The sequence below is a fragment of the Duodenibacillus massiliensis genome (assembly GCF_928721995.1).
Taxonomy (GTDB): Bacteria; Pseudomonadota; Gammaproteobacteria; order Burkholderiales; family Burkholderiaceae_F; genus Duodenibacillus; species Duodenibacillus massiliensis.
In genome coordinates, this window is sequence record NZ_OV788642.1 from 499,287 (window position 1) to 521,374 (window position 22,088).

Annotated in this window: 20 protein-coding genes; 10 read left to right on the forward strand and 10 right to left on the reverse strand. The window is 57.1% G+C overall.

Features of this window, described 5'->3' with window-relative positions:
• Positions 1-158 precede the first annotated feature (158 nt).
• The 7 genes from NXF97_RS02210 to NXF97_RS02240 all read right to left on the reverse strand — a co-directional run bounded on the left by NXF97_RS02210 (position 159) and on the right by NXF97_RS02240 (position 6,419).
• Positions 159-842, reverse strand: coding sequence for a hypothetical protein (locus tag NXF97_RS02210; protein ID WP_274956311.1), 684 nt, complete (start codon positions 840-842; stop codon positions 159-161).
• A 46-nt stretch (positions 843-888) separates the two neighbouring features.
• Complete coding sequence (locus NXF97_RS02215; RefSeq protein ID WP_274956312.1) at positions 889-1,542, reverse strand: carbonic anhydrase; 654 nt, start codon at positions 1,540-1,542, stop codon at positions 889-891.
• 108 nt (positions 1,543-1,650) lie between these two features.
• On the reverse strand, positions 1,651-2,589 hold the full coding sequence (locus NXF97_RS02220; protein ID WP_274956313.1) for an ABC transporter substrate-binding protein: 939 nt from the start codon (positions 2,587-2,589) through the stop codon (positions 1,651-1,653).
• 44 nt (positions 2,590-2,633) lie between these two features.
• Positions 2,634-3,458, reverse strand: a complete 825-nt coding sequence (locus NXF97_RS02225; RefSeq protein ID WP_274956314.1) for an energy transducer TonB — start codon at positions 3,456-3,458, stop codon at positions 2,634-2,636.
• Positions 3,418-3,810 (reverse strand): TonB system transport protein ExbD, encoded by a 393-nt coding sequence (gene exbD, locus NXF97_RS02230; RefSeq protein WP_074010152.1) that lies wholly within the window; start codon positions 3,808-3,810, stop codon positions 3,418-3,420. The genes NXF97_RS02225 and exbD overlap by 41 nt, the downstream gene beginning before the upstream one ends.
• Before the next feature lie 8 nt (positions 3,811-3,818).
• Positions 3,819-4,241: a TonB-system energizer ExbB gene (exbB, locus tag NXF97_RS02235; protein WP_274956315.1), complete on the reverse strand. Its 423-nt coding sequence runs from the start codon at positions 4,239-4,241 to the stop codon at positions 3,819-3,821.
• Between the two features lie 99 nt (positions 4,242-4,340).
• Positions 4,341-6,419 carry a TonB-dependent receptor domain-containing protein gene (locus NXF97_RS02240; RefSeq protein ID WP_274956316.1) on the reverse strand — a complete coding sequence of 693 codons (2,079 nt, stop codon included), beginning with the start codon at positions 6,417-6,419 and terminating at the stop codon, positions 4,341-4,343.
• 450 nt (positions 6,420-6,869) lie between these two features.
• Here NXF97_RS02240 and NXF97_RS02245 point away from each other — a divergent pair, with 450 nt between their 5' ends.
• From NXF97_RS02245 to NXF97_RS02280, 8 genes are all read left to right on the forward strand, one after another.
• Positions 6,870-7,916 carry an ABC transporter permease gene (locus tag NXF97_RS02245; protein ID WP_274956317.1) on the forward strand — a complete coding sequence of 349 codons (1,047 nt, stop codon included), beginning with the start codon at positions 6,870-6,872 and terminating at the stop codon, positions 7,914-7,916.
• Positions 7,913-8,890, forward strand: a complete 978-nt coding sequence (locus tag NXF97_RS02250; protein WP_022372472.1) for an iron chelate uptake ABC transporter family permease subunit — start codon at positions 7,913-7,915, stop codon at positions 8,888-8,890. The genes NXF97_RS02245 and NXF97_RS02250 overlap by 4 nt, the downstream gene beginning before the upstream one ends.
• 4 nt (positions 8,891-8,894) lie before the next feature.
• Positions 8,895-9,650, forward strand: coding sequence for an ABC transporter ATP-binding protein (locus NXF97_RS02255; protein WP_274956318.1), 756 nt, complete (start codon positions 8,895-8,897; stop codon positions 9,648-9,650).
• Positions 9,651-9,669: 19 nt separating this feature from the next.
• Positions 9,670-10,620: a siderophore ABC transporter substrate-binding protein gene (locus tag NXF97_RS02260; protein ID WP_274956319.1), complete on the forward strand. Its 951-nt coding sequence runs from the start codon at positions 9,670-9,672 to the stop codon at positions 10,618-10,620.
• A gap of 302 nt (positions 10,621-10,922) precedes the next feature.
• Positions 10,923-12,188 (forward strand): RNA-guided endonuclease IscB, encoded by a 1,266-nt coding sequence (gene iscB / locus NXF97_RS02265; protein ID WP_274956320.1) that lies wholly within the window; start codon positions 10,923-10,925, stop codon positions 12,186-12,188.
• Positions 12,189-12,215: 27 nt separating this feature from the next.
• The gene (locus tag NXF97_RS02270; protein ID WP_274956321.1) at positions 12,216-13,214 is read left to right on the forward strand and encodes an ABC transporter substrate-binding protein; all 999 of its coding nucleotides are present in this window, start codon (positions 12,216-12,218) and stop codon (positions 13,212-13,214) included.
• A gap of 431 nt (positions 13,215-13,645) precedes the next feature.
• Positions 13,646-14,638 carry an RNA-guided endonuclease IscB gene (gene iscB / locus NXF97_RS02275; protein WP_274956322.1) on the forward strand — a complete coding sequence of 331 codons (993 nt, stop codon included), beginning with the start codon at positions 13,646-13,648 and terminating at the stop codon, positions 14,636-14,638.
• 27 nt (positions 14,639-14,665) lie between these two features.
• Positions 14,666-15,838 (forward strand): AI-2E family transporter, encoded by a 1,173-nt coding sequence (locus NXF97_RS02280; protein ID WP_274956323.1) that lies wholly within the window; start codon positions 14,666-14,668, stop codon positions 15,836-15,838.
• 37 nt (positions 15,839-15,875) lie between these two features.
• Here NXF97_RS02280 and NXF97_RS02285 read toward each other — a convergent pair whose 3' ends face one another.
• The gene (locus NXF97_RS02285; protein ID WP_274956324.1) at positions 15,876-16,265 is read right to left on the reverse strand and encodes a hypothetical protein; all 390 of its coding nucleotides are present in this window, start codon (positions 16,263-16,265) and stop codon (positions 15,876-15,878) included.
• A 169-nt stretch (positions 16,266-16,434) separates the two neighbouring features.
• On the opposite strand from NXF97_RS02285, the gene NXF97_RS02290 reads away from it, so the two are divergent.
• Both NXF97_RS02290 and hydG read left to right on the forward strand, forming a co-directional pair.
• On the forward strand, positions 16,435-17,607 hold the full coding sequence (locus tag NXF97_RS02290) for an MFS transporter (protein ID WP_274956325.1): 1,173 nt from the start codon (positions 16,435-16,437) through the stop codon (positions 17,605-17,607).
• Between the two features lie 203 nt (positions 17,608-17,810).
• Complete coding sequence (gene hydG, locus NXF97_RS02295) at positions 17,811-19,235, forward strand: [FeFe] hydrogenase H-cluster radical SAM maturase HydG (RefSeq protein ID WP_022372407.1); 1,425 nt, start codon at positions 17,811-17,813, stop codon at positions 19,233-19,235.
• 162 nt (positions 19,236-19,397) lie between these two features.
• Here the strand turns inward: hydG and NXF97_RS02300 are convergent, their stop codons facing one another.
• Both NXF97_RS02300 and NXF97_RS02305 read right to left on the reverse strand, forming a co-directional pair.
• Positions 19,398-19,652, reverse strand: a complete 255-nt coding sequence (locus NXF97_RS02300) for a hypothetical protein (RefSeq protein ID WP_274956326.1) — start codon at positions 19,650-19,652, stop codon at positions 19,398-19,400.
• A gap of 315 nt (positions 19,653-19,967) precedes the next feature.
• Positions 19,968-21,770, reverse strand: coding sequence for an FAD-dependent oxidoreductase (locus NXF97_RS02305; RefSeq protein WP_274956327.1), 1,803 nt, complete (start codon positions 21,768-21,770; stop codon positions 19,968-19,970).
• Between the last annotated feature and the right edge of the window lie 318 nt (positions 21,771-22,088).

Below are 22,088 nucleotides of genomic sequence, written 5' to 3' on the forward strand. Positions count from 1 at the left end.
TTTTTCTTTTTCTAAGAAAAACCCTCTCAGGGTTAACGCGACAGCAAAATCCTCCGGGAAATGCCAAGCCGCTGATCTTATTTATAATATTTAATTTTGCTGTATCAATACAGAGAAAAACCGCGTTGTACGTCTACAACAGGTTTGACAAACCAAACTCAGCCGATCCTGCTGAGTTTTTCCGTCAAGGGCTTTTGGTCATTACCCGACGTCTCCTGCACGATGCGTGCGCGCTCGGCGTCGGTGAGATCGGGTAAAAACGTCCCCTGCTGAAACCGCCGCTTCCACTCGCGCACGGTGTAGCCTGAGAGATTAAGAAACCCGGCCGTGGCTTTGTAACCCCAGCCGCGGGTAAAGAAGATGTAGGCCCTGATCTTGATCCCGCGCGAATAGCGAGTCGCCGTGGTACGCGCATCGTACTTGGTTTTGTCCGTTGCAGCACCCCGGGACGCATGTGCACCCGCAGGCGCCTCTTTGCTGACAGGGGTATCCTCGGGAGCCTCAGCTTCCGACTCAGAATCTTCAGCGGTCACCTCGCTCGTGGGCTTCGCGCCTTCAGCGGCAAGCGTTCTCAAAACCGCAGCAAGCCGCTCGTTTTTTGCCCGCCCGATTTCATCCATCCAGTCGGGATGGTAAGTGTTGACGTGCTGCGGGACGCCGTCAATGAGTTCATCGGCGGCAGAAACGTCTTCGGCCTCTGAAGCGGCTTTTGTCCGGCCCGGGGCCGCGGACTTCACGGGCTTATCCTTCTTTTTGGGATAAGGCTTACGCACGCGGCGACGGGCGCGGTCTTTTTCCGCGTCCGTAAGTCCGAAGAGATCCGGTTGTTCAATATCGTGCATGGCCAATTAATCCGCTTACAGCCCGCAAAGGCCTTCCTGCGGGATATTACCCGCGCGGCGCAAAAAGCGCGTGAGAGGGCTCAAAGTCCTCAATGTCGGCGTTCCAGATATTAAGGCTCCCCGCCTTCATGTCGTAGTAAAGCGCGTGCAGGGAAAGTTCCCCCGCATCGGCCTTGTCGTGAATCCAGTCATACGACAAAAGGTTTTCAAGCGATAAAAGCACCGCCCCCTCTTCACAGCGCCGGGTACGCAGGACCGCGTCCTCCATGGGGTTTTCAGCCTTAAGTTCCGCAAGCACCGGGTTTGCCAGCGACACCCAGCGGGAGATATAGGGTTCTCCCGCGATTTTTTCCGGAAACATGAGCCCGTGAATGCCGCCGCAGCCTGAGTGCCCCATCACGATGATGTGCTTCACTTCAAGGTGTTTGACCGCGTATTCCGCGGCGGCAATGACGGCGTCGGCGTGAGCGGCCTCGTCCTTGCTCGGGACAATCGCCGCTACGCTGCGGATCACAAACAGGTCACCGGGCTTACAGCCCATCAGAAGCGCGGGATCCGCGCGCGAATCACAGCAGGCAATGACCAGAGTCTTGGGACTCTGGCCGTGCGCGAGCGCGTCAAAGAATTCGCGCTCCTTCATAAAGTAGGATTCCTTGAAGCGGTGGAACCCGTGAATGAGATCGTGGAAATTAGCGGACATGCTTGCCGCTCCGAAAAACAAATGGTGGCAGGAGTTTAGTGGGCGCGCCGCGCCCGGACAATAAGCCGAAATGCTCACATGGATTAAGCAAAAGAAGGCTGCCGCCCGTTACGGTGTCCAGACGATGTCCTTGTGCGAAGGCACGCTTTTAACCATTTTGTGGTCGAGCATCCACGCTCCCACGCGCTTCACATCACTTTCCGTAGGTAAGGGCGGAAGGCCGTCGGCGGTCCCGAAAAGCGAAAAGCGCACCATCTTGTAACCCGCCGCGACGGGCGCCGGGATGAGTCTTTTCTTCACCATCACCGCGCGGTATTTTCCGGGATCGGCTTCGATCAAACGGGCGGCCTCTGCCACAGCCTTACGAAACCCGGTGACGGTTTTGGTGTCAAGCTTCTCTTTACGCAAAGCCACAACCGCAAGCGCTTCGTTTAGCCCCGCATCGTCCCAGATCACGCGGCCGCCCTTCTTTTCAACCACCGTCACGAGGGGCTCAGGCAAGAGCGCCGTCTCGACTTTGCCCGCCAGAAGCATCTGAAGCCGGATCGGAATCTGACGGATTTCGACGTTTTTGACGGCCCCCGCCGGGAGCTTTTCCTCCATCTTCATGCGGTCAAGGAGGTAATCAATGATCGTTGCCGCACTCATTGCGGTAGCTGTGCCCTTCAGGTCCGAAAGGCTCTGAATGCGGTCAGCGGCTTTGGGCGACACCACAAACCCGAACGCGCGCTGCGAGGCTGCTGTGTGCGTTGTCGTGAGAATGACTTTCTGGGCCGCACCCGTTGCGTTTTGGGTGATGACGTTCATGAGGTCCCCGAAGTGCCCCGCCAACTGCCCCGCGCGCATCGCGGCTCCGACTTCGAGCGCGCTCCTAAAGGGGACCGTGACCACGTCAAGCCCTTCCTTTTTAAAGAGCCCTTCATCGACGGCCGCCTCAAGGACAATGGAGTCCGCAGCGGGGAGCACCCCGATCCGGAGTGTTTCGGCGTGAAGGGCCGTTGTGAGGCACAGGGCGAGCGCCGCGGCCGCCAGTCGGAAGATTCTCATGGTTAAGTCCCGAAATTCTGAGTTTTCGGGACTATAACCGAAACTCAGCCTCTGAGTTCAAAGCGGATGGGAAACCTCAGACGCACGGTTTTGGCGGGGCTGCCCCATGCGCCTTGGGCTTCCTTCACGGCACGTAAGGCCGCCTTGTCGAGAATGCCGTGGGGACTTGTCTCAAAGAGTTCAAGTTCCGTGAGACTGCCGTCCGCGGCAATCACAAACTGCACGACGGTCACGCCCTGAAGCCTCATCACGCGGGCCTTGCGCGGATAATGCAGCACGCTTTCCACGGCGCGTTTGACGCGCGCAAGAAATGGATCGTCGGTTTTGCCGTACACCAGCGTTGAGATGCCGCCGGCGTCGGAGGCAGTCTGCGCTCCGGCCAGCGGTGCGGCCACCGCAGCTGTCTGTTTTTCCTCAGCGGGTTTTTCCGCTTTTTTCACGGTTTCAGCCGGTTTGGGCTGAACGGTTTTGACGGCTTTCGTTTTCTCGGGTCTGGGCTTGATCCTAGGCTTGGGTTTAGGCTTTTCAACAACCTTCTTTACGACGGGCTTGGGTTTGACCACCGGCACGGGCTCGGGGTCCGGCGTTTTCACTTCCGGTTCGGGTTCCGGTTGCTTCACGGGTTCGGGCTCAGGCTCCGGTTCCGGCGGCACGGGCTCGGCCCGGGCTTCAGAAACGGCACCCCCTGCGACCTGCGCAAAGGAAAGAGCCACGGACGCCTGGTTGCCCGCGGCTTTGTAGGTCAAAACCGGCGCGGCATAAAAGACAAAGGCAATCACCGGCAGATAGAGCGCCACCGCCGCCGCAAAAGACACCGCTGAGCGGCGTCTAGCCGTCTTTACGTTCTGTGGCGATTCGGAAGTTTTCATGCTGATGTTCTTTTAAAAGGTCGATCACGCGGATGAAGTGCTCAAACTTGGACTCCCGGTCCATTCTGAGAAGCACGGGTTTATCCCGCGGGATTCCGGCAATCGCCTCGGCGAGTTCTTCAAACGACACCCGTGTGCCGTCGCGGAAAAAGTCACCGGCTGCATCGACCTGCACGAGTAACGGGTCCTTCACGTTTTCAGCCTGAGACGCCGTTTTTGAAGCCGGGAGATTAATCTTGATCTCACCCTTGGCGATAAAGGTCGAAATTGAGAGCACCATCGCCAGCAGCACCAGCATGATGTCGATGAAAGGAACGATGTTTAACGGTTCCTTCTTGGGAATCTCAATCATGGCGCAACTCACTTGGCGGCGTCTTTCCATTGGGCGGAAAGCACGTTGATTCTGCGCTGCAGGCCGTTGTAAATCACAAGCGTGGGGATGGCGACCGCGAGCCCCAGCGCCGTGGCTTTAAGCGCAAGGGACAACCCCGTCATGATGTCGGAAGCATTGATGTTGCCGCTCTGCCCCATGTCGTAAAAGGTGATCATGATGCCGATCACGGTCCCCAAAAGTCCGACGTAGGGGGCGTTCGAATAAATGATGTAAAGGGTCGTGAGGTTGTCGGTGAGGGCCTTGTCGTAGCTGTCTTTATCCGCGTAGCCGGAGGGCTTCACAGACCGCAGAAACAAAAGGCGCTCAATCGTCAGCCACACGGTCACAAACCCCATGAGGCCGAGGATCGCGAAGATGATGTAGTCAACACTGTCTTTGATGAGTTCCATGGCAGAAAAATCCTGTCCGTTTAAACGGGTTAAACCCCGAAAGCCGCAGCGCAGTCAATGCCGCTGCGGCCCCCGGGGCTCTTGTCTTATGACGGACGTTTAGAAGTCATAGGTGTAGGAAACCCAGAAATTGCGGCCGTCCAGGTACTGGCGGTAGAGGTTGCCGTAGCGGCCCTGCGACGTTTCCGTCCACTCGACCGTGTCCTTATCAAGGACGTTGTTCACAGCCACGGAGAAGCGGTGGTTCTTCGCCACAACGTAGGTCGCACCCACGTCAACAATCGTGTAGTCCTTGTATTTGTTGTCCAGTCCGATGCCGGTCCTTCTGTTGTTGCAGATCATGTCCCACTTGGAGGTGGATTTGACGTAGGCCGAGAACGGTCCCTGCTGATAGTCGGCACGCAGCTGCAGGCTGTGACGCGGCAGTTCGTTTGGACGCTTGCCGCTGTCGGCGCCAGCGGTGATCTTGGCGTCAGTGAGCGTATAGCCGCCGGTAAAGGAGAAACCGGCAAACTTCGCGGTCTTAAAGAGCACTTCAATGCCCTTGGCACGGACCTTGCCGTAGTTGATGAGGCGCTTGTCGCAGGCGCTGCCGTCGGCGTTGCAGTAGCCCGCTTCCGTTCTTTCTTCCGAGGCAATCAGGTTTTTAAAGTCCGTGTAAAAGCCCCCGAGCGTCACCTGTGCGGCCCGCCCGAGATCCACGGTCGTGGACAGTTCATAGCTCCAGCTTTCTTCGGGCTTTAAGTTCGGGTTGCCCCAGGAGCGGTCGCCGGGCTCACTGCCGTCGTAATAGCCGTCCACAACCTGCTTGACGTTGGGCGTTTTGTAGCCCGCGGCCACGCCGCCCTTAAAGCTCAGCCACTGTGCAGGCTTATAAACGAGGTAAGCGCGGGGCGAAACATTTGCGTCAAACATGTCGCTCCACTGGTAGCGGGCACCGACCGTGGCGTTTAACTCGTCGTTGATGAAGTACTCGCCTTCGGCAAAGACGGCAAGCGTTGTCTGATCAAAGGGCCCCTTTTGCGAAGCCGTCGAAGTCGACGGATTTTCGTAGTCTTCGTAGTTGGCTTCCACGCCCGCCGTGAGACTCATGCTGCCGAAGCGGTCGAAGTCAAAGGGCATGATCGCCTTGGTGGCAAAGGTATAGGTATTCGTCTGCTTTAAGGGGTCCGAGAATGAACCGTGGTTTTCAGAAGCCCGCGCCTTGGCCGAGGAATGCGGCGTGAGCGTGGTCTTTGTCTTCATCTGCGAGAGGTTGTTCCACATCAGATAGCTTTCGGTGCGCCCGAACCCGTACTTGCCTTCGTGTCCGAGGGCGAGGTTGTATTTGTGGTACCACTGCTGGGCCTTGATGGAGCGGCTGCTCGTATTCATGGAGCCGCCGGAAAAGCGCGTGAAGTCAAAATCGGCAAAGGTGAAGTTTTGGGGATTGACGCTCCAGTTCAGACGTGCGCCCACATTGCTCGTGTAACTTTCGCTCGGCGAGTGTCCGGCGTAGGCGCCCTTCGGGTTCATGATGCCCGTGTCTTCGTGCCGGTAGTAGCGGCCGCGCAGCATCAGAGAAAGCGACTCGTCAACCAGAGGAATACCGAAGAAAAAGCTCCCCGCACCGCTGTTGCCGTAGCTCTTTCTGTGTTCCTGGAAAGTGCCTTCAGCGGTCACCGATCCCGTAAGTTCCTTCACGTGTTTTTTCGTAATGACGTTGACCACGCCTCCGACGGCATCGGTTCCCCAGACGGTGGAAGCCGGGCCGCGCAGCACTTCGATGCGTTCAATCATTCCCACGGGCGCAATAAAGGCGGTCGTCGGATCAAAGCCGTTGGCTTGAATCGCGGAGCTGAAATTCTGGCGCCGCCCGTCCTGCAGTATCAACGTATAGCCCGCGTCAAATCCGCGGATCGAAATCGTGGAATTACCCATCTTTGTGGAATCGAGATCCACACCCGGAATGTCCCCGATCGCGGTACCCAAGTCACGCACGGGTTTTGTCCGCAGTTCTTGGGCGGGGATCACCGAGACGCTCGCGGGCGCTTCGCGCACGTCCTGCGAGTAGCCCGAGGCTGAAACGACGGACGTATCCAGCGTGGTGTATTCATCCGAGGCAGCCTGAGCCCAGGCGGCGTTCACAGCGGCTGCCAGCGGCAGCACGACAAAGAGGGTTTTGTTGGTTGTTTTCATGGCAGTAGGAAAATTTCTCCCCGGTTCCCCGGTCGTGTCGTCAGGCCGCAATGCGTAGCGGCCCTTCGCGTTAAAGTCCGTGAATACTACTGAAATGCGTGCAAATGAGAATTGTTCTCAAGCATTTTCAACAACTTCGGACCAAATTCAGCCAGCCGGCGTAAAACACACCCCCGAAACCATACAAAACAAGGCTTTACCGTCGTTAACAGAGTGTTAACACATATTTTCTCTGCAATATGTCGGAAAACACCGACACCGCCCTCAGATACTGCACTATTTCATTTAACTTCAGATGGTTGCAACATTTACTGAACCAACCCCGATGAACTTCCGTTAACTTTTCTTCCAAATTTGTAACAATTATTGAATTGGAACGATTCTCATTTACTGGCTCGGTTAAAGTCCTTCCGTTTTTCACACAACCCGTCGATTTTTTTCCTGACAGGCATGACCAAATCCACCTGGATCCTTCTTGCACTCACGCTCGCTGCGGGCCTTGCGTCACTCACGGCGGGCGCGGCCGACATTTCGCTTGCGGCCGTCCTCACGGGCGACGCCGAAGCGCTGCACGTGCTCCTTGCCTCGCGCCTGCCGCGGCTGGCGGCAGTTCTGTGCACGGGCGTCGGAATGAGCATTGCCGGGCTCATCATGCAGCAGCTCTGCGCCAATAAATTCGTCTCCCCCACAACGGGCGCGACAATTTCTTCGGCGCAGTTGGGAATCCTCATAGCGCTGCTCTTTTTCCCGGACTCAAGCCTCTGGTCGCGCGCGGCGTTTGCGTTTCTCGCGGCGATTGCCGGTACCTGGGTTTTTGTGTGGTTTATTTTGCGGATCCCCATGAAGGACCCTGTGATGGTGCCCTTAATCGGCATCATGTTCGGCAACGTCATCGGCGGGATCACGAGTTTTCTCGCGTTTCGCTTTGACATGACGCAGGCCCTTTCCACGTGGCTTGTGGGGCACTTTTCGTTGGTTCTCCGCGGCAACTACGAGCTCGTTTATCTTGTGGTCCCCTTAATTGCCACGGCCTGGATCTACGCCAAGTGGTTCAACATCGTCGGGATGGGAAAGGAGTTTTCCAAAAACCTGGGCGTCAACTACTCCCTCGTTCTCTTTGCCGGGCTCTCGATCGCCGCGATGATTACGGCCTCCGTTGTGACGGTCGTGGGAAGCATCTCCTACATCGGGCTCATCGTCCCCAACCTCGTTGCGATCTTTAAGGGCGATGACTTACGGGCGACGCTGCCGGATACCGCCCTTTTCGGTGCGCTTTTTGTGCTCATCTGCGACGTGATCGGCCGCCTCATCATCATGCCGTATGAACTTCCGATTGAACTCATCATCGGTACCGTCGGTAGCCTCCTTTTCATCGTCCTTATCTTTTACCGGCTCAGATTCGGCCGCAGAAGTCTCACGAAAGACAGGCTCCTGGAACTTTTCGGCCTGACCCGCAGAGCGCGTCCGGGCTGCTGCAACCCCGCGGTGATCAAATGAATACTGTCAGACTTGCACAGCGGCGGCGCCTTAAGACCTCCATGGTGGTGCTGGCCGGGCTCGTCCTGTTGTTTATCGGGCTCTATCAGTTTGCGTTCGTGAACCCGAAGTTTTTCGCCTACGCGATGGGCTTAAGACTCCCGCGGCTTGCGGTCATTCTTATCGCCGGCTTTGCGATTTCAGCGGCCGCCATTGTCTTTCAGACGATCATCCGCAACACGATTGTGACACCGTGCCTCTTGGGCATGAATTCGCTTTACCTTCTCATTCACACGGCAGTCGTGTTTTTTCTGGGTTCCGGCAGCCTTTTTGCGGTGAACCCCGTCTACGCCTTTGCCGCGGACGTCATCGTCATGGGGTTCGTTGCGGGCTTTATTTACTACACGATCTTTCAGAAAACGGGCGGCAATGTCCTTTACGTGCTTTTGATCGGCACGGTGCTCTCGACCTTCTTTTCGAGCATGCAGAATTCGCTCACACGCATCATGGATCCCAACGAATACGATGCGCTTTTAAACACCCTGACGGCAAGCTTTACGAACGTCAACGCCGCCTGCATCATCCCGGGGGCGCTCCTTTTGGCCGCGATTGCCTGGTGGCTCAGAAAAGACCTCGCCATCCTTGACGTCATCAGCCTCGGCCGCGAACAGGCGGTGTCGCTCGGCGTTGACTACGAAAGGACCCTGAGGCGCCTGATGGTGGGCGTCGCGCTTTATATCGCCGTTGCCACGGCGCTTGTGGGACCGCTTTCCTTCCTTGGTCTCATTACCGCCAACGTCGCGCGCCAGCTTTTCACCACCTACCGCCACACGTGGCTCATTGCCGGGAGCGCCTGCGTCGGCATGCTCATTCTCACGGCAGGCCAGTTTGTGGTCGAACACGTCATGGTCTACGCCGTACCGGTGAGCGTCTTTGTGACGATCGGGGGCGGCATCTACTTTCTCTATCTCGTTTTAACGGCCGGCAAAAGGTAACGCCATGCTCAAAATCCAGAATCTCGTAAAGTCCTACGAGGACACGACCGTTGTGGACGACGTGACGCTTGACATTGCGCACGGCAAAGTTGTTTCCATGATCGGGCCCAACGGTGCGGGTAAGTCCACTGTGCTCGGGATGATTTCAAGGCTCATTGCCCGCTCCTCAGGCCTCGTGGAATTCAAAGGAAAGGACGTGCAGCAGTGGGAGAGCCGGGAACTTGCAAAGCACCTGGCGATTCTCACGCAGACCAACAACGTGCAGATGAAGCTCACAGTGCGCGAACTCGTTGCGTTCGGCCGTTTTCCGCACAGCGGTTCCGCTCTTACCGCAGAAGACGAAGCCGTCGTCGAAAAAAGCATCCGCTACATGGAGCTCGAAGACTTCGCCGACCGCTTTATCGATGAGATGTCAGGCGGCCAGCGGCAGCGCGCCTTTATTGCGATGGTCTTGGCGCAGGATACCGAGTACATCCTGTTGGACGAACCCACGAACAACCTCGACATCTACCACTCCGCGCAGATGATGAAGCTTGTGCGAAGGCTCTGCGATGAGCTCGGGAAAACAGTGATTCTCGTCTTGCACGAGATCAACCTCGCCGCGTTTTACTCCGACTTTATCTGCGCCTTTAAAAACGGGCGGATCGCTGCGGCAGGAAGCGTCGAAGACGTGATGACCCCTGCGACGCTCGAAAAAATTTACGGGGTGCCCTTTCAGATTCACCGCATTGACGGTAAGCCCCTTGCCATTTTTCACTGACACTTTAAAGGACAATCTCATGACGCTTTCGCGCCGACTTATGCTCTCTGCGGCCGCCGCTGCTGCCCTCACGGTTTCCCTTCCCGCTTTTGCGGCGGACAAAACCGTCACGGTGAAAACGCTTAACGGTAAAAACCAGCTCATTGACATCACGGTTCCCGCAAATCCCAAGCGCATTGCCGTCGCGGACTATGCGGTTTTGGATACGCTCGACCATTGGAAGCTCACCGACCGCATTGTGGCTCTGACCCAGACGACGCCTCTGGCATACCTCCCGCAGTACTTTAAAAAGAGCGCAAAGGTAAAGAACATCGGCACCTTGAAGGAAATCGACTTTGAGGGACTGATGGAATCCGAACCCGACGTGATCTTTATTTCCGGGCGTCTTGCGAAAAAGTACGACGAACTCACGAAAATCGCGCCGGTGGTTTACATGACCACCGACCGCACGAAGGGAAGTTTCGCAAGTTTCGCCGCGAACCACATGAACCTTGCCGCCATTTTCGGTAAAGAAAATGAGGCCAGGGCCGACATCTCTCACTTTGAAGGGCGCATTGAAAAACTCAAAGCCGCCTCTGAGGGCAAAACCGCGCTCGTGGGCCTGGTGACCGCAAGCCACGTGAACCTTCTCGGCAACGCCGCCCGCTGTTCGATCATCGGTAACGAATTCGGCTTTAAAAACGTGGCTCAGAAAGCCAACGCCAACCACGGCAACGAAGCCTCCTTTGAGCTTCTGCTGAAACTCAATCCCGACTACTTCTTCGTTCTTGACCGCGACTCCGCCATCGCTCGCCCCGGCGCCAAACTCGCGAAGGACATTTTGAACAACGAACTTGTGAACAAAACGAAGGCCGCGCAAAACGGACACATCGTCTACCTCACGCCCTCGGCCTGGTATCTCGCCGAAGGCGGCTACACGGCCATGAACATCATGTTCAGCGACGTTGAGAAAGCGGTCCTTGCAAAGTAGTCAACTACCCCTGACTAAAGTCAGAGGCTTGGCAACAAGCCTTGGTTGACTAGCCTCTGTCCGTTTTCGGACGGACTCCGTTGGTTGGGAATCCGTTCTGTCGCAAGACGGGACGCAAACAGGCACTGCGGGATGTCGATCCTAGTCCTGCGCTCTGCGGTCTGCGGTTAAAAGCTCTGAGAGGTAGGAGCGGTGCTTCAGACAACAAACCCCTTCCAACATTGGCGAAGGATCACCACCGACCGCAAGGTCGAGAAGACGGAACCTGTGAGGTATCAAGGTATCCGTCAAAGGAGAACACTTTGAAAGTATTTGTTTTGAACATGCGCGGGCAACCGCTCATGCCGTGCTCCCCGCCCAAGGCACGTAAGCTCCTTCGGGCCGGGAAGGCCGTGCCTGTGCGCCGAACGCCCTTTGTGATTCAACTGACGGTGCCGACGGGCGAAACCAAGCAGCCGATCACCTTGGGTGTGGATGCGGGCTACAAGCACGTCGGTCTGAGCGCAACGACCGCCAAGGAAGAGTTGTTGGCTTCCGAGGTCGAACTGCGGCAGGACGTGACGGGCTTGCTCTCGGATCGCTTGGCACTTCGCCGCGCCCGACGCAACCGCAAGACCCGCTACCGTGCGCCGCGTTTTGATAATCGCATTCGATCAAAGCACAAGGGTTGGCTTGCGCCGTCCGTTGAAAACCGCATCCGTGCCCATCTTTCGCGCATCGAGGCTGTTTTGCGTCTTCTGCCCGTCACCTCCGTTACCGTAGAAACGGCGGCGTTCGATATGCAGAAGATCAAAAACCCGGAGATTGAAGGCGAAGGCTATCAGCAGGGCGAGCAGCTTGGCTTTTGGAACGTGCGCGAATATGTGCTGTTCCGCGATGGTCACGTTTGCCAAGCCTGCAAAGGCAGATCGAAAGATCTGATTCTCAACGTGCATCACATTGAGAGTCGGAAAACGGGAGGCGACGCGCCGGGCAACCTCATTACGCTCTGCGAGGCGTGCCACAAGGCGTATCACGCAGGCAAGTTGAAGCAGTTCAGTCCCCGGCGCGGCGCTTCTTTCAGGGCAGAGACTTTCATGGGCATCATGCGTTGGACGGTGCTCAACCGCCTGCGCGAGCGCCATCCCGAATTACCTGTCACGAATACCTACGGGTATCTGACCAAACACAAGCGCATCGTCGCGGGCTTGCCGAAGACGCATTGCGCGGACGCTTTCTGCATTGCTGGCGTCCTCGACGCAAAACGTCGGGGCGAATACCTGTTTCAGAAACAGACGCGCCGCCACAATCGCCAAATCCACAAGCTGACGATTCTCAAAGGCGGTGTGCGCAAGCGCCATCAGGCTCCGTACCTCGTGCACGGCTTCAGGCTCTTTGACAAGGTGCTGTGCAAAGGGGAAGTCGGCTTTATTTTTGGCAGACGCTCCTCGGGTGCATTCGATGTGCGCCGTCTGAACGGTACAAAGATTTCTGCCGGTATTTCGTACAAGAAACTTTCGCTTCTTGAGAAGCGAAAGACGTTTTTAACCGAACTGAGAAAGGAGGACCGCGATTCCTCCCGCGTCTGAAGACGCGGGTTTCCTCGCGGAATTTCTATGACTTTTTCCCGACGCTCGCTTCTGGCGGCCGGCACCTCCGCCCTCTTTCTTTCGGGGGTGACCCTGGGCTGCGCACGGCGCCCCGCAATGCTTGAAATTCAAAACACCGCCGCAGGAACCCTGCGCGATGTGACCGTCCCCTTTGATCCCAAGCGCCTCGCGGTTCTTGACTTTTCCGTGATGGAAAACCTTCAGGCCTGGGGGCTCACGGACAGGATGGTCGCGGCGGTGTCGCCCACGACGCTTACCTGGATCAAAAAGCCCGGTGACGGTGTGGCGCTCGTAAAAAGCCTTAAGTCGGCTGAAACCGCGCCCGTCAAGGCCGTCAATCCCGACCTCATCTTTATTTCGGGCCGTATTGCCCTCGCCTACGACGCCTTTAACAGCGTGGCGGCGACGCTCGTGCTCGTGCCTGACTACAAGAAGGGCGCCTGGGCAAGCTTTAAGGAAAACATCACAACGCTTGCCCGCATTTTCGGGAAAGAAAATGAAGCCGCCGCGGCTGTCGCAGGGTTTCAAAAGCGCATCGATGCAATCCGCGCGAAAGCCGCGGGCGAGCGCATCGCCGTCATGATGTGCGTCGGAGGCCGCGCGGGGCTTTTGCCGCCCGAGGGCCGCTGCTCGCTTCTCACTGAAGCCCTGGGATTCACCAACGTCATGCCTGCGAGAACGGGCGCTGCGCCGACAAAGGGTGCGGCTCCGCGTAAGGCGCCGACCGCGGCTGAAATTGCGGCAGGAAACGCCAAGACCTTTGCCAAACTCAAAGAGACCAACCCTGACCGTGTCTTTGTCTTAAACAAGGACCTTGCGGTGGGCGCAAAAGAACCGAAGCTTCTGGAAGCGATCACGGCAGGGCAGAAGGACTGGGCGGGCACCGCGGCCGTGAAGGCCGGACGCGTCACCGAGCTCACAGGCCCCGCGTGGTACTTGGGTGAAGGGGGCGTCTATTCGATGGACCGGATGCTCACCGACGTTGAAAAGGCGCTCGGACTGTAATTTCGGACGGTCCGAAGAATCTTCAGGCCCGTATCGGTCTTCCCCGGTACGGGCTTATTCTTTGCAACCGTTTCGCGTTTCGCCGTTTCTGTTACGATAAAGACCTCGGTTCCGCAAACGCTCGGAACTTCTTTACTCAGACAAGAACGTCAACTACCCCTGACTGAAGTCAGAGGCTTGGCAACAAGTCTTGGTTGACTAGCCTCAGTCCGTTTTCGGACGGACTCCGCTGGTTGGGAATCCGTTCCGTCGCAAGACGGGACGCAAACAGGCACCGCGGGATGTCGATCCTAGTCCCGCGCTCTGCGGTCTGCGGTTAAAAGCTCTGAGAGGTAGGAGCGGTGCTTCAGACAACAAACCCCTTCCAACATTGGCGAAGGATCACCACCGACCGCAGGGTCGAGCAGACGGAGCCCGTGAGGTATCCGTCAATGGAGAACACTTTGAAAGTTTTTGTGTTGAATATGCGCGGGCAAGTGCTCATGCCGTGCTCCCCGCCCAAGGCGCGTAAGCTCCTTCGGGCCGGGAAGGCCGTGCCTGTGCGCCGAACGCCCTTTGTGATTCAACTGACGGTGCCGACGGGCGAAACCAAGCAGCCGATCACCTTGGGTGTGGATGCGGGCTACAAGCACGTCGGCCTGAGCGCAACGACCGCCAAGGAAGAGTTGTTGGCTTCCGAGGTCGAACTGCGGCAGGACGTGACGGGCTTGCTCTCGAATCGCTTGGCACCTCGCCGCGCCCGACGCAACCGCAAGATGCGCTACCGTGCGCCGCGTTTTGATAATCGCGTTCGATCAAAGCACAAGGGCTGGCTTGCGCCGTCCGTGGAGAACCGCATTCAGGCGCACATATCGCGCATTGAAGCGGTTTGCCGAGTGCTTCCGATCACCAAAATCGTGATTGAAACCGCATCCTTCGACATTCAGAAGATCAAAAACCCAGAGATTGAAGGCGAAGGCTATCAGCAGGGCGAGCAGCTTGGCTTTTGGAACGTGCGCGAATATGTGCTGTTCCGCGACGGTCACGTTTGCCAAGCCTGCAAAGGCAGATCGAAAGATCTGATTCTCAACGTGCATCACATTGAGAGTCGGAAAACGGGAGGCGACGCGCCGGGCAACCTCATCACGCTGCGCGAGCGCCATCCCGAATTGCCTGTCACGAATACCTACGGGTATCTGACCAAACACAAGCGCCATCAGGCTCCGTACCTAGTGCACGGCTTCAGGCTCTTTGACAAGGTGCTGTGCAAAGGGGAAGTCGGCTTTATTTTTGGCAGACGCTCCTCGGGTGCATTCGATGTGCGCCGTCTGGACGGTACAAAGATTTCTGCCGGTATTTCCTACAAGAAACTTTCGCTTCTTGAGAAGCGAAAGATGTTTTTAACTGAACTGAGAAAGGAGGGCCGCGATTCCTCCCGCGTCTGAAGACGCGGGTTTCCTCGCGGAATTTCTATGATCAATCTGCGCGACCGCGTCGATCTGTTGCTGCGTGTTGCTTTCGGCGTGCTGATTCTGGTGGGATGCTACTTTGTCATCTCCCCCTTTATCACCTCCATTCTTCTCGCGGCGATTCTGGCTGTCGTCTCCTGGCCTTTCTTTGAGTGGTTAAACGACCGCTTTAACGGGCACTCAACCCTTGCTTCAAGCGTGATGGTGCTTCTCATCATCGTCACGATCCTGATTCCGTTGACGCTGGTGTGCATGGTCCTTGCGCGTCAGATTCCGGACGTCGTCTACTGGGTGCGCGACTGGATTCACGCGGGGATGCCGCTTCCAAACTGGCTTCTTTCCATCCCCTACCTCGGTCAGAGCATCTCGGACGCCTTTAAGTACGGCATTGACCCCGAACAGGTGAGAACCTTTATTGAAAAGGCCGCGGACCCCCTCACAAAATCCGTGATCTCCGTTTCCTGGGGTATCGGTAACGGCCTTTTCCAGCTCGCGCTCGTTGCCTTCATCGTCTTTTTCTTCTACCGCGACGGCCCGAGTCTTTCGAAAAAAACCGGGATGTTTATTAACCGTATTTCCGGGGGCCTTGCCACCGAATTCACGGCGATTCTCGTAAACACCACGCGCTCGGTTGTCTTCGGCGTGATCGGTACCGCAATCGGCCAGGGGCTGGTCGCTGCCGTGGGATTCATCATCGCCGGGGTTCCGGGCGTTGTGATTCTTTCCTTTACGGTATGCGTGCTCTCGATCGTGCCGGTGGGCCCCCCTCTCGTCTGGGGCCCGGTGGCGCTCTGGCTCTACGCTACGGGTAACGTCGGGATGGCCGTTTTTATGGTGCTCTGGGGCACTTTGGCCGTAAGTTCCGTCGATAACTTCATTAAGCCCATTCTCATCAGCCGCGGCACGTCGATGCCCTTGGCGCTTGTGTTCCTCGGGGTTTTCGGCGGCATTATGTCCTTCGGGTTCCTGGGATTGGTTTTGGGGCCGGTGCTTCTGGCCGCAACGCTTGCGCTTTTTAAGGAGTGGACAAAGAATCCGATCCGCATTGATAAGGCAATTGCCCGCGTGGGGCGTCTGAAGAAAGATCTCACGGAAACGACAGAGGATCCTGACGAAGCCGCCAAAGGCGGACATCACAAAGCGCTCAAAGACGAATCCTCACAACCTCAGAACTGATGTGGACTGCCGGCCCGTTTTCGGGCCGGTTTCGTTTTTAAAAGCCCGCGTCATCGCAGCGCCCGATGTAGCGGCCCTCGGCGTCATAGCAGCGCCCTGAACTGTCACGCCGCCCCGTGAAGCGGCCTTTTTCGTCGTAGTTGCGGCCCGTGGCGTCCGTGCGCCCCGTATAGCGCCCCTGCGCGTCATAACGCCTGCCGGCCGAATCCGTCCTGCCGGTGTAGCGCCCCTTCTCGTCGTAGCGGCGCCCTGCAGAATCCTCGCGTCCCGTGTAGCGGCCCTTGGCGTCATAGCGTCTGCCGCCCCGGTTCTGACCGGTATAGCGCCCCATTTCGTCATAAAAGCGGTCGGCGGCAAAAACGGCCGGCGTGAAGACCAGTGCCGACAGCATCAGGCGCCGTGTGAGTCTGAGGGAGTCCGTGGCCATTTTTTGCCTCCTTTTCACTCATTATGGAGAAGCTCTTTGGGTTTTGTACGGTTATGTAAGCAGTTTTCCGCAGACGACAGGAACACACCTCGGTTAGAGTGCCGCCAACATCAGTATTTTCAGGCCTCCGATTTTCCCGTCGGGCCTCTTAACTTCAAGGTTTCCCGCCGTGAAGCACCTCATTGCATTAAGTCTCGGGACACTCGCGCTCGGGATTGCCGAATTCGGCATGATGGCGATTCTTACGCCCCTGGCGCAGTCCCTGGGCGTCACCATCGCCGAAGCCGGTCACTTTATTTCCAGTTACGCCTCAGGCGTCTGCGCGGGCGTTGTTCTCATGGTCCTTTTCGGCCGGAAACTCCCGCTTAAGACCTTTCTTCTTGTTCTTGCGGGCCTTATCTTTGCGGGTAACTCGCTCACAATCTTTGCGGACAGCTACTTCACAATGCTTGCCGCCCGCTTTATCGCGGGTTTGCCGCACGGGGCGTACTTCGGGGTGGGTGCGATTGTGGCAACGCAGCTCGCCAAACCCGGCTGCGCCCAAAGAGACGTGTGCCTCATGGTCGCCGGAATGACGGTTGCCAATATGGCGGGTGTGCCGGGGGCGAGCTTTCTCACGTGGGCGCTCGGGTGGCAGTCAACCTACATTGTGATCAGCGCAACGGCGGCTCTCCTTTTTATCTCGCTCCTTGTTTTCGTGCCGAAGCTTCCCGCTTTGCCTGACAAGGGGTTTCTTGCACAGTTTCATTTCCTGGGGGAAATCAAACCGTGGCTTGTGATTGCCGCAATAGGCCTCGGTAACGGCGGCTTTTTTGCGTTCTTTTCCTACATCAATCCCGTGGCGCACGAAACGGCGCATGTGCCTGAGCACCTCATGAGTTTTGTCGTGGGTTTCTGCGGCTTTGCAATGGTGGCCGGGAACCTCATTTCCGCGCGGCTGTCGAAGCACTTTACGGACGCGGAACTTGCGTTTGCCGGGCAGGCGGTGCTCTGCCTCTCGCTTGTTATCGTGATGGCGGCTTCCGACTTTCCTCTGGCAGTGCTTGCCGCAGCCGTCGTTGCCGCGGGCTGCGTCTTTTTCATTTCGGGCCCGGAGCAGATTTTGATTTTGAAAGGGGCCGGTGACGGACAACTTTTGGCGGCCGCTCTGGGCCAGGTCGCCTTTAACTTCGGTAACGCCATGGGCGCGTGGGTGGGAGGCCTTCCTATTGAAGAAGGGATGCCTGCGTACATGAGCGCGTTTCCGGGGGCGCTTCTTGCGTGCGCGGGATTTATTCTCCTCTTTCTCGTCTGGCGGATCCAGGTGGCGGTTGCCGACGCTCACGAGGCGGCCCGCTCTTGAGTACGCGCAAAAGTGTAACGCTCATTTTTCTTAAGCCTGTTTGATCAAAACGGCCTTCTGTATAGTTGGAATTAAGGTGAAATCGTTATAGACTCGGCCGCACTTTCGGCGTCAGTTGCTTCTCACGAAAAAGAAGAAGAAAGAGAAGACAAAACGCCGTTTCCGGTTTTTTAACTCACAGCGCTTGTTGCGCTTAAATCACCATGTACGATCCCAAATCGCGTCAGGCCGATGACTTCATCAACCATCAGGAGATTGAGGACACGCTTGCGTACGCCGAAGAACATAAGTCCGACAGAGCGTTGATTGAATCGCTCATCAATAAGTCCCTCACCTTTAAGGGTCTCACCCACCGCGAAGCGGCGGTGCTTCTGGCCTGCGACCTTCCCGACTGCAATGAAAAAATCATGCAGGCCGCAATTAAGGTGAAGGAACACATCTACGGTAAGCGCATCGTTCTTTTCGCGCCCCTGTACCTCTCCAACTACTGCATCAACACCTGCACATACTGCCCGTACCACGCCAAAAACAAGAACATCATCCGCAAGAAGCTCACCCAGGACGATATCCGCCGTGAGGTGATTGCGCTGCAGGACTTGGGCCACAAGCGGCTTCTTTTGGAAGCCGGCGAGCACCCCAAGTACAACCCGATTGAGTACATCCTTGAGTCCATCAAGACGATTTACTCGATCAAGCACAAAAACGGTGCGATCCGGCGCGTGAACATCAACATCGCGGCGACGACCGTTGAAAACTACCGTAAACTGCACGAAGCGCAGATCGGCACCTACCAGCTCTTTCAGGAGACATACAACCGCAAAGCCTACGAGGAGATGCATCCGAAGGGACCGAAGGCCGACTACTGCTACCACACCGAAGCGCACGACCGCGCGATGGAAGGCGGTATTGACGACGTGGGTTTAGGGGTGCTCTTTGGGCTCAATCTCTACCGCTACGACTTCGTAGGGATTCTCATGCACGCCGAACACTTGGAAGCCGTTTTCGGCGTGGGGCCGCACACGATTTCGGTGCCGCGCATCTGCCCGGCTGACGACATTGATCCGAAGACCTTCAGTAACGCCGTTCCGGACGATGTGTTTTTAAAGATCGTGGCTTTGATTCGTCTCGCGGTCCCCTACACCGGCATGATCATGAGTACGCGGGAAAGCGCGCGCATCCGCACGGAAGCCTTAAAGCTCGGGATCTCGCAGATTTCCGGGGGCTCCAGAACGTCGGTCGGGGGCTACACGATCAAGATTGAAGCGCAGGACGATGAGCACACCGCGCAGTTTGAAACCAATGACCGCCGCTCGCTCGACGAAATCGTGCATTGGCTCATGGAAAACGGGTATCTGCCCTCATTTTGCACGGCCTGCTACCGCGCCGGCCGCACCGGTGACCGCTTCATGGAGTTTGCCAAGGACGGAAGCATCGCCGCTTACTGTCAGGCCAACGCCATCATGACGATCAAGGAGTACATGTGCGACTATGCGTGTCCGTCCACGAAGAAAGCGGGCGACATTCTCATTGCGTCGGAACTCCCCAAGATCGAAAACGAGAAGATTCACAAGGCCTGCGTGAAACGCCTTGAACGCATCGAAGAAGGCGAACGCGATTTCCGCTTCTGACGCGGGTTTGAGCGCTTGGTTGAAGCCCCGTGCGGTTGGCGCCTCACGGGGCTTTTCGCAGGCTCTTTAAAGCCGAGGCTTCAGAATTTTTCCTTCCCGAGGTGCGCGCCGAAACCGACACGGCCGTGCAGCGTCTCCGGGCGTATTGCCTGAATCTTTGCCTCAAGGCAGTTTTGTCTCGGGATCCGGTCGGCTTTGCACTAAACAACCCGCGCTTGAAGGCGCGGGGTTTCCTGACACGGTGCAGGCTTTCCCGCAAACAGCCAAGGTTTTTGAGACCTTGTCTGCCCGGGCGTCCCCTGCACCACAGGAACATTTAAAACGCAACCGCTCTACGGGTACGGGCTTCATCAGCTCGATCCGTCGGTTCCGGCGAAGGACTGCTTCGTCTTGCCGATTCGCTGGTTTGTACTGCACTATCGATCCGGCGTTCCCTGAGACTTGTTTGAGCCTCGCAAGCGCTGATTGCTCAGCCTTCAGATCGTAGCTGTCTTCCGTCGCTCTGAAGGCAGGGCCTTCTTCTGAGGTTTACTGTGAGCCGTGGCATTTGCGGCATACGGTTCTCCTGGGACGATTGCCGGCGAGTTTACCTGCCTTATCGACATTGCACGCGATTTTCGAAGGCGTGCAGCCGCAAAAAGCCCCGCAGAGCGAAACATACCCTACGGAGCCTTTTCAGAGAACCCGGCGCCACAGAAGAGCTGCACCGGTTCCGTCAGTGGCAGAACCCGATTACTTCTTCAGGTTCTTCACCGCACTGTCACCGGCCACAACACCCGAGATAATGGCCCAGGAGTTCATCATGGCCGTCAGGCTGTCAGAGCCGTTGGCGCCGCCCACAACGCAGCCCGCACCGAAGAGGTTGCCGATGGGCTGACCTTTCTTGTTGAGAATCTGCATGTCGGCGTTGGCCTTGAGGCCTCCGAGCGTTGTCTGGAAGCGCGGCTTCTGTTCAACGATGTAGTACGGGCCTTCACCAAAGGGCATCAGGACCTTACGGCCGAAGTCCTTGTCGGCACCGGCCTTCACAAAACCGTTCCAGCGGGCGATCGTTGCCTGCAGGCCCTTGGCGTTAATGCCCATAGTCTTGGCGGCATCGGCAAGTTTCGCCGAGGTTGCCATTACGGGGTAGCCGTTATTGACGATCTTGACCCACTTATCAAGGTCCGAGGGAGCCGCAACGAGCTTGTCTTCAAGGCTCTTGGCGACATACTGCTTCCAAGCGGCCTTATCCATCACAATGTACATGATGGAGTCTTTCTGGGCTTCGGTGATCTTGGTAAGCGTCCCCAAGCCCGCGAGTTCATCGACAATACGCTTACCGTCACGGTTCACGTAAATGGCGCCGGACTTCTTCATGGTGTCGGTTGAAGACGCGGTGGCAGCAAGCGCGTGATGCGGCAGCGTTTCAACGCCCTGCGGATACTGCTTCACAAGGTCGAGGTTAATGGTGCCCGCACCGATCTTCTTACCCATCGCGAGGCCGTCACCGGTTTCGCTGTCAAGGCCGTAAAAGAGGTAGGAAGTCACTTTCTTCGGCAGCATCGCGCGGTTGGCGCCGTAGCCGCCCGAAGCCAGAACCACGGATTTGGCGGAGAAGTCGATCTTCTGGCCGTTGGTCATTGTGGCTTTGACGCCCACGACGTTACCCGCCTTATCGCGGATAAATTCCTGAGCGCGGGTATCGGTCATGATCTTGCCGCCGTTTTCGTTCAATTTCTGGCTCATAAGTTTGAGCCAATTGACAGAACGCCCGGTGACGCCCAGCTGGCGGTTGGCGGAATGATCCGGATACTGCGTGGCAGCGGGACCGTAGGGGATCTTGAGGTCATAAATGAGCCAGTCAACCACACCGCCCGCTTTTTCTCCGACCATCTTCACGAGAACCGGATCGTTCTTGTTTTCACCGGCGCGGAAGATGTCTTTGGCGAGAAGCTCAGGGCTGTCCTTGGTTTCCTTCATGACTTCACGCTGATAACGTGAGCCCGTGGCAACCAACGTACCGGCGTTAAGCTGTGTGGCGCCGCCGATGTTGGGACGCTTTTCAATAAGGATGACATGCGCGCCCTGCGTTGCGGCACGCACGGCGGCTGCAAGGCCGCCCGCACCGCCGCCCACAACGAGAACGTCGGTCGTAACCTTTTCAACGCCCTTGGGAGCAGCTGCCTTGGGTGCCCGCTTATTAAAGTCCGCAACCTTGCCGCCCGCGGCAACGATGGCGGCTGCAACACCTTCGAGAATCCCCTTGCGGGTCATCGTGGCGCCGCTTACCGCATCAACGTTGACGCTGTTGGCCTTAACAACGGCGGCGGGAACGCGCTTAAGCGCCGGGTCGGAAACACCCACGGTTTCGGTCTGCTTCACAACCTTCACATCGGCAATTCGGCCCTTTTCAAAGGTGACGGCCACTGTGACGGGGCCGCCGCGGCCGGCGCCGGTACCTTCAAACGTACCGTCTTTGACGGCAGCCTGAGCGCCCACAGACAGAACCATGGCTGCGGCAGCGGCCGCCGACAACATGAACATCCTTCTCATTTTGTACTTCTCCAACTTTTTTAAAACTTGGCGTATGTGTTGCCCGCCGTGCGGTGGGAGGCGCGGCGGGTAAACCCTCGGTGAATATACGGATGAAAAAGGCCGACCACGTTAAGGGATTTAAGGGAAATAACTTAGCCGTGTCGACGCAAGGCAGAAGGCGATGAAAGTCATGGAAGCCGAACATTTTTCGCGCCGCCCGCCGGGGGCACTGCGATCGACGGCGCAAAAGCAGTGTCTTTGTGTTTTTGTCAGATTACGCGCGTGCATATCTGCAGAAAATTCCGCTTGTCTGAAAAGCAGTTCATTTCAGTCAGC